Origin of the sequence: Pseudolysinimonas sp., assembly GCF_044239695.1 — a bacterium.
Classification (GTDB): domain Bacteria; phylum Actinomycetota; class Actinomycetes; order Actinomycetales; family Microbacteriaceae; genus Pseudolysinimonas_A.
Genome location: NZ_JBIIAW010000152.1, coordinates 1 through 5,152, shown reverse-complemented (window position 1 = coordinate 5,152; position 5,152 = coordinate 1). Strand labels below are relative to the sequence as shown.

Below are 5,152 nucleotides of genomic sequence, written 5' to 3'. Positions count from 1 at the left end.
CCTCGAGCAGGATCGCGAGTAGCGGCAGCACCTGGAGGGCGTGCATCCCGACGAAGTGCGGGATGCGCAGGTCGCCCGCCTCCGTGCTCCAGCCGAGCACCGGGAGCCCCGGGCCGCCGTCGGCCGCCCCGACGGTGTGCGCGCCGACGACGCCCTGGTAGTCCGAGATCTGGTCGCCCTGCGGCCCGGTCATCAGGAACGCCAGGCCCATGCCGACGATCGCGATGAGGATGCCGGCGCGGATCGACATCGTACGTGCGGCGTCGCCCAGCGGCGTGCGGAACAGGATGATCGCCATCACGAAAGTGAGGCCCCAGAGCGTCGAGATCGACACCGCCATCACGCCCCAGGCGGCCGTGTGCAGCGGCGTCGTCACGTTGAAGTGGCTCGTCTCGCCGAGCGCGGCGAAGGCGGTGATGATGACGAGTTCGACGGCGAGGAGGATCGTGGAGGCCGTGCCGACGAGGCGGGCGACCCGACGGAATCGGGTCGTCTGACCGATCAACCACGCCAGGGTCAGGGAGTAGAGGACCGTCGACAGGGCGAACTTGAGCGGCTTCGCCCAGACCGAGACGCCGGTCACCTCTCGGTCGTCGACGAGCATCCCGATCGTGCTGACGACGGCGAGCACCGTCATCGCGGCGGCGAGCACGAGCAGCGGGCGGTGCCACTCGACCGCACGTAGCGGGCGGGCGGCGATGAGGCGCGGGGCGGCGTCCGTGGAGGGCGCGGGGTGCAGGTCGGTCATGAGCTGGGTTCCTCGGTGGGGTCGGTGTCGGGTGCGGCCGGGGGTGCAGGAGTGGATCCGGGGACGGGGAAGCGACGCATCGCCGCCTCCTCGTGGGCCATGCGGCGCAGGCCCGCGAACAGCACGTCGCCGAGCACGGTGCCGACGACGACGGTCTCGGTCATCGCGGCCCGGCTGGTGGCCGCGGCCACGGCGCCGAGGTCGGCGACGGCGACGAGTTCGGCAGCGTCGGCGTAGACCTCGAGCGTGGCCGTCAGGTCGTCGCGGCCGAGAGCGCGGTAGTCGTCGAGCACGCGGGCAGCGACGACGCGGCCGGCGTTGCCCGGGCCGACGTGCCAGCCGCGGTCGGCGACGAGGTCGTCGATGCGCTGCCGGCCCGCGGTCTCACCCGTCGGCGACGGCGGCACGCTCACCGGCAGCGCCTGCGAGGCGGCTTCGAGCACGTAGCCGAGCGCCAGTCCGTCGTCGTCGAGCGCGGCGAGCACCGCCCGCGTGCCGGCGATCGACAGACCGCCGACCTCGACGAGTGCCCGGATCAGCCGCACGCGTGCCAGATGCGTGTCGTCGTAGGCCGACTGGTTGGCGCCGAGTCGCTCCCCCGGGGCGAGCAGGCCTTCGCGCACGTAGAACTTGATCGTGGCGGGGGTGCTGTCGCTGAGCCGGGCGAGTTCGGAGATCCTCATGGTGATAGTGACACTACCGATAGTGTCACTATCAGTGCAAGAGCGGCCCGCGAGGAGTCGGCGGCGGAATCAGTCGGCGCGTCCCGGGCGACGCGCGGTACGGATCGCCAGAGCCCCGAGCACGACCGCGACGAGTGCCGTCGCGACCAACGACAACCCCGCGTAGCCGATGAGGGCGAGCACGAGCCCAGCGCTCCCCGCCCCGATCGCGCCGGCGAGACTCATCGACAGATCGGCCCGGCCCTGCACGACCGTGCGGCGCGCCGGGTCGGCACTGTCGGCCACGAGGCCGGAGGCGGCCACTGTCGAGGCGCTCCATCCGACGCCCAGGAAGATGAGGCCGGTCAGCACCCAACCCGACGACTCGGCGCCGAACGAGGTCATCAGCAGGGCCGCGAGCAGCAGCCCCTGCCCGACGCCGATGATGGGCTCGCGACCGAACCGGTCGGAGAGCACCCCCCACAGCGGCGAGAGACCGTACATCCCGGCGACGTGCAGGCTGATCGTGAGCCCGACGATCACCAGAGTCGCGCCGTGGTCGACGAGGTGCACGGGGGTCATCGCCATCACCGAAGCCATCGTCGCGTGGCTGAGGGCGAGAGCGAGGATGGCGGTGCGCACTCCCCCGCGATCCGCGGGGCGGGCGGCAACCGGTCCGGCGCCGCGTTCGACGCCGAGCCGCTCGGCCGTCTTCAGCGGGTCGGGACGCAGACCGAAGCGGTAGATGGTCACGGCCACCAGTTGCGCAGCGAGCGTGAAGAGGAAGACCCCGCCGAGTTCCGGCAGACCCAGGCGCAGCCCGAGCGCTTCGCCCGGGCCGATGAGGTTCGGGCCGATCACCGCCCCGAGCGTGGTCGCCCAGACGACGATCGCGAGATCGCGGCCCCGGCGGGACGGTTCGGAGAGGTCGGTCGCCGCGAACCGAGACTGCAGGTTGACCGCGGTTCCGACGCCGAGCAGGCCCATCGCGACGAGAAACAGCGGGAAGACGACAGCGGCTGTCGCGACGAGGCCGAGCACCGCCCCGAGCGCAGCGAGACCCGCCCCGGTCGCGAGAGCCGGAGAGCGTCCCGACCGGCGGGCGAGGGCGGCGAGCGGCACCGCGGCGGCGGCCGCACCGAGGGTGGACATCGTCGTCGCGGTGCCCGACCACGCGGCGGAACCGGAGAGACGCTCGGCGAGCAACGCGGCTGCGGAGAACGTGGCGCCCATCCCGACCCCGGCCAGCGCCTGGCCGACGATGATCACCGCGTGGCTGCGCCGCCGGATCCGGACGACATCCGCGTCCGTCAGGAACGTCATTCGGTCCCCCCGAGCGCGAGTGCCACTGCCCCCGCGAACGCGAGCACGATCCCGAGAACCTGAAGTCTCGACGGACGTTCGCGCAGCACGACGACCGCGAGCGCGACCGTGCCCAGCGGGTAGAGCGAGTTGAGCACGGCGAGAGTGGCCAGGTCGCCGAGATGCAGCCCGGCGACGAGCAGGAGGTTGCCCGACACGAGCAGCAGGCCGGCACCGAGGGCGAGCGCCACGGCGCGGCGGTCGCGCAGCCCGGCGAGTTCGCGGGGCCCCGACCGCAGGCGCCCGAGCAGCAGCACCGCCCCGAACAGCACCCCGCCGGCCAGGAGGTCGACGAACAGCGGCACGAAACCCGACTCCTCGGGGGTCGCGTCGATCGCGACGATGTAGCCCGCGAAGCCGAGCCCTGAGACGAGTGAGATCAGCAGGGCCCGAGTCGACGGACGTCGACGTTCGGCATCCCGACTCGACGCGAGCAGGATGCCCGCCACCACCACGACGACGAGGGCGATCGATCCGACGACGCCGAAGCGTTCCCCGAGCGCGATGCCGACGGTCGCCGGCACGATCGCGTAGATCGCGGCGACCGCTGGGGAGAGGATGCTCATCGGCCCGAGTGCGAGCGCCGCATAGAGCGCCCACGTTCCGATCGCCCCGCACGCCCCCGCGATGATGCCGAGGACGACGGCCTCACGCGACCAGACCGGATCGGTGACGAGCACCGCGACGCCGGCGACGACGATCGCGACCCCGAACCCGAGAGTGCTCGCGAGCAGCGGCGTCATCCGTCGCGAGGCCAACCCGCCGAGGAAGTCGGACGCGCCGTAGAGCAGCGCGCTGACGAATCCGAGAACGGCGACCGTCGCCGCGAGTGTCATGCCGCGCCCGTCTTCACGAACGCGCGGTGGGCGCCCCGTCGCGATACCGCGCCGGGTTGCTCAGCGTGCCGATGCCCTCGATGGTGATGTCGACGGTCTGCCCGTCGAGGAAGCCGCCGAGACCGGACGGCGTGCCGGTGCAGATGATGTCGCCGGGCAGGAGCGTCCAGACATCCGAGATGTAGGCGATCAGCTCGGGGATCTTGTGGATGAGGTCTTTCGTATTGCCGTGCCGCCGCGGCTCGCCGTCGACGGTGCTCGAGATCTCGAGATTGGTCGGGTCGAGCTCGGTCTCGATCCACGGACCGATCGGGCAGAAGGTGTCGTAGCCCTTGGCCCGCGCCCACTGGCCGTCGGCGAACATCTGGTCGCGCGCCGACACGTCGTTCGCGATCGTGTAACCGAACACGTACTGCTCCCAGTCGGCGGCCTTCACCTGCTTGGCGATCTTGCCGATCACGATCGTCAGCTCGGCCTCGTGGGTGATGCGCCCCTCGACCGGCGGCATGAGGATGGGCTCGCCGGGACCGATCACCGCGGTGTTGGGCTTGAGGAAGATGAGCGGGTTCTCGGGGGCGTCGACGTTCGTCATGTCGGCGCGGTGCTCGGCGTAGTTGAGGCCCACGCAGACGACCTTCGAGCGCGGGATGACCGGGGCCAGCAGGCGTGCGTCGGCGAGCGGGACTCTCTCCCCCGTGGTGTCGAACCCCGCGAAGATCGGATCCGAGGCGAGCACGACGAGGTCGTCACCGTCGACGATGCCGTACCGGGGGGTCGAGTCGGGGGTGGCGAAGCGGGCGACTCTCACGGATCGAGCCTAGACCTCGGGGCTCGTACGCATTTCGAACGCAGGCGGCAGGATGAGGGCGTGGATCTGCTCATCGACGGCGACCCGTCCGCCCCGACCCTCGTGCTCGCCCACGGCGCCGGCGCCGCGATGGATTCCCGCGGCATGACCGCGCTGGCCGTGCGCATGGCCGACCGCGGCATCCGTGTCGTGCGGTTCGAGTTCGCCTACATGGCGGCACGGCGGCAGGGGCTGCGCCGCCCGCCGCCCCGCGCCGATACCCTGCTCGACGAGTACCGGGCGGTGCTGGCCGAGGTCGGCGGGCGTCCCGTGATCGGCGGACGCTCGATGGGGGGACGCGTCGCGAGCATGATCGCGGACGACGCCGCCGTCGCCGGACTGGTCTGCCTCTCGTACCCGTGGCACCCACCGGCGAAGCCCGATCAACCGCGCATCGCGCACCTCGCCGACCTCGCGACGCCGACGCTCATCGTGCAGGGCACGCGCGACCCGTTCGGGTCCCCCGACGAGGTCGCCGGCTACCCGCTCTCGCCCACGATCGAGATCCGCTGGCTCGCGGACGGCGACCACGACCTCACGCCGCGGAAGAGCGTGAGCGGGTTCACGGCCGCGCAGCACCTCGACACCGCGGCGGATGCCGTGGCCGCCTTCGTGATCCGCACCACCTCCCCCGCGGGTTGAGTGCCGGGCGCGCCCGGTGTATCGAAACCCCGACGAGCAACCCGGGGTGGGTTTC

The 5,152-nt window shown here is 71.9% G+C and carries 6 protein-coding genes; 1 reads left to right on the top strand and 5 read right to left on the bottom strand.

From position 1 onward, the window contains the following. From ACILQS_RS15415 to ACILQS_RS15395, 5 genes are all read right to left on the bottom strand, one after another. The coding region (locus ACILQS_RS15415; protein WP_395641009.1) for a hypothetical protein at window positions 1–748 on the bottom strand (748 nt) is incomplete at its 3' end. Beyond that, a complete protein-coding gene (locus ACILQS_RS15410; protein WP_395641008.1) occupies window positions 745–1,431 on the bottom strand; it encodes a MerR family transcriptional regulator in 687 nt (228 codons plus the stop codon). The genes ACILQS_RS15415 and ACILQS_RS15410, both read right to left, overlap by 4 nt. A gap of 69 nt (window positions 1,432–1,500) precedes the next feature. Beyond that, window positions 1,501–2,733 carry an MFS transporter gene (locus ACILQS_RS15405; protein WP_395641007.1) on the bottom strand — a complete coding sequence of 411 codons (1,233 nt, stop codon included), beginning with the start codon at window positions 2,731–2,733 and terminating at the stop codon, window positions 1,501–1,503. Next, a complete protein-coding gene (locus ACILQS_RS15400) occupies window positions 2,730–3,608 on the bottom strand; it encodes a GRP family sugar transporter (protein ID WP_395641006.1) in 879 nt (292 codons plus the stop codon). The genes ACILQS_RS15405 and ACILQS_RS15400 overlap by 4 nt, the downstream gene beginning before the upstream one ends. A 13-nt stretch (window positions 3,609–3,621) precedes the next feature. Next, the gene (locus tag ACILQS_RS15395) at window positions 3,622–4,416 is read right to left on the bottom strand and encodes a fumarylacetoacetate hydrolase family protein (RefSeq protein ID WP_395641005.1); all 795 of its coding nucleotides are present in this window, start codon (window positions 4,414–4,416) and stop codon (window positions 3,622–3,624) included. 60 nt (window positions 4,417–4,476) lie between these two features. Between ACILQS_RS15395 and ACILQS_RS15390 the strand changes: the two genes are divergently transcribed. Further along, window positions 4,477–5,097: an alpha/beta fold hydrolase gene (locus ACILQS_RS15390; RefSeq protein ID WP_395641004.1), complete on the top strand. Its 621-nt coding sequence runs from the start codon at window positions 4,477–4,479 to the stop codon at window positions 5,095–5,097. The last annotated feature ends 55 nt before the right edge of the window (window positions 5,098–5,152 follow it).

Bases quoted from the DNA above. Each gene is read 5' to 3' on its own strand.
- ACILQS_RS15410 (WP_395641008.1), bottom strand. From the start codon at position 1,431: ATGAGGATCTCCGAACTCGCCCGGCTCAGCGACAGCACCCCCGCCACG.
- ACILQS_RS15405 (WP_395641007.1), bottom strand. From the start codon at position 2,733: ATGACGTTCCTGACGGACGCGGATGTCGTCCGGATCCGGCGGCGCAGC.
- ACILQS_RS15400 (WP_395641006.1), bottom strand. From the start codon at position 3,608: ATGACACTCGCGGCGACGGTCGCCGTTCTCGGATTCGTCAGCGCGCTG.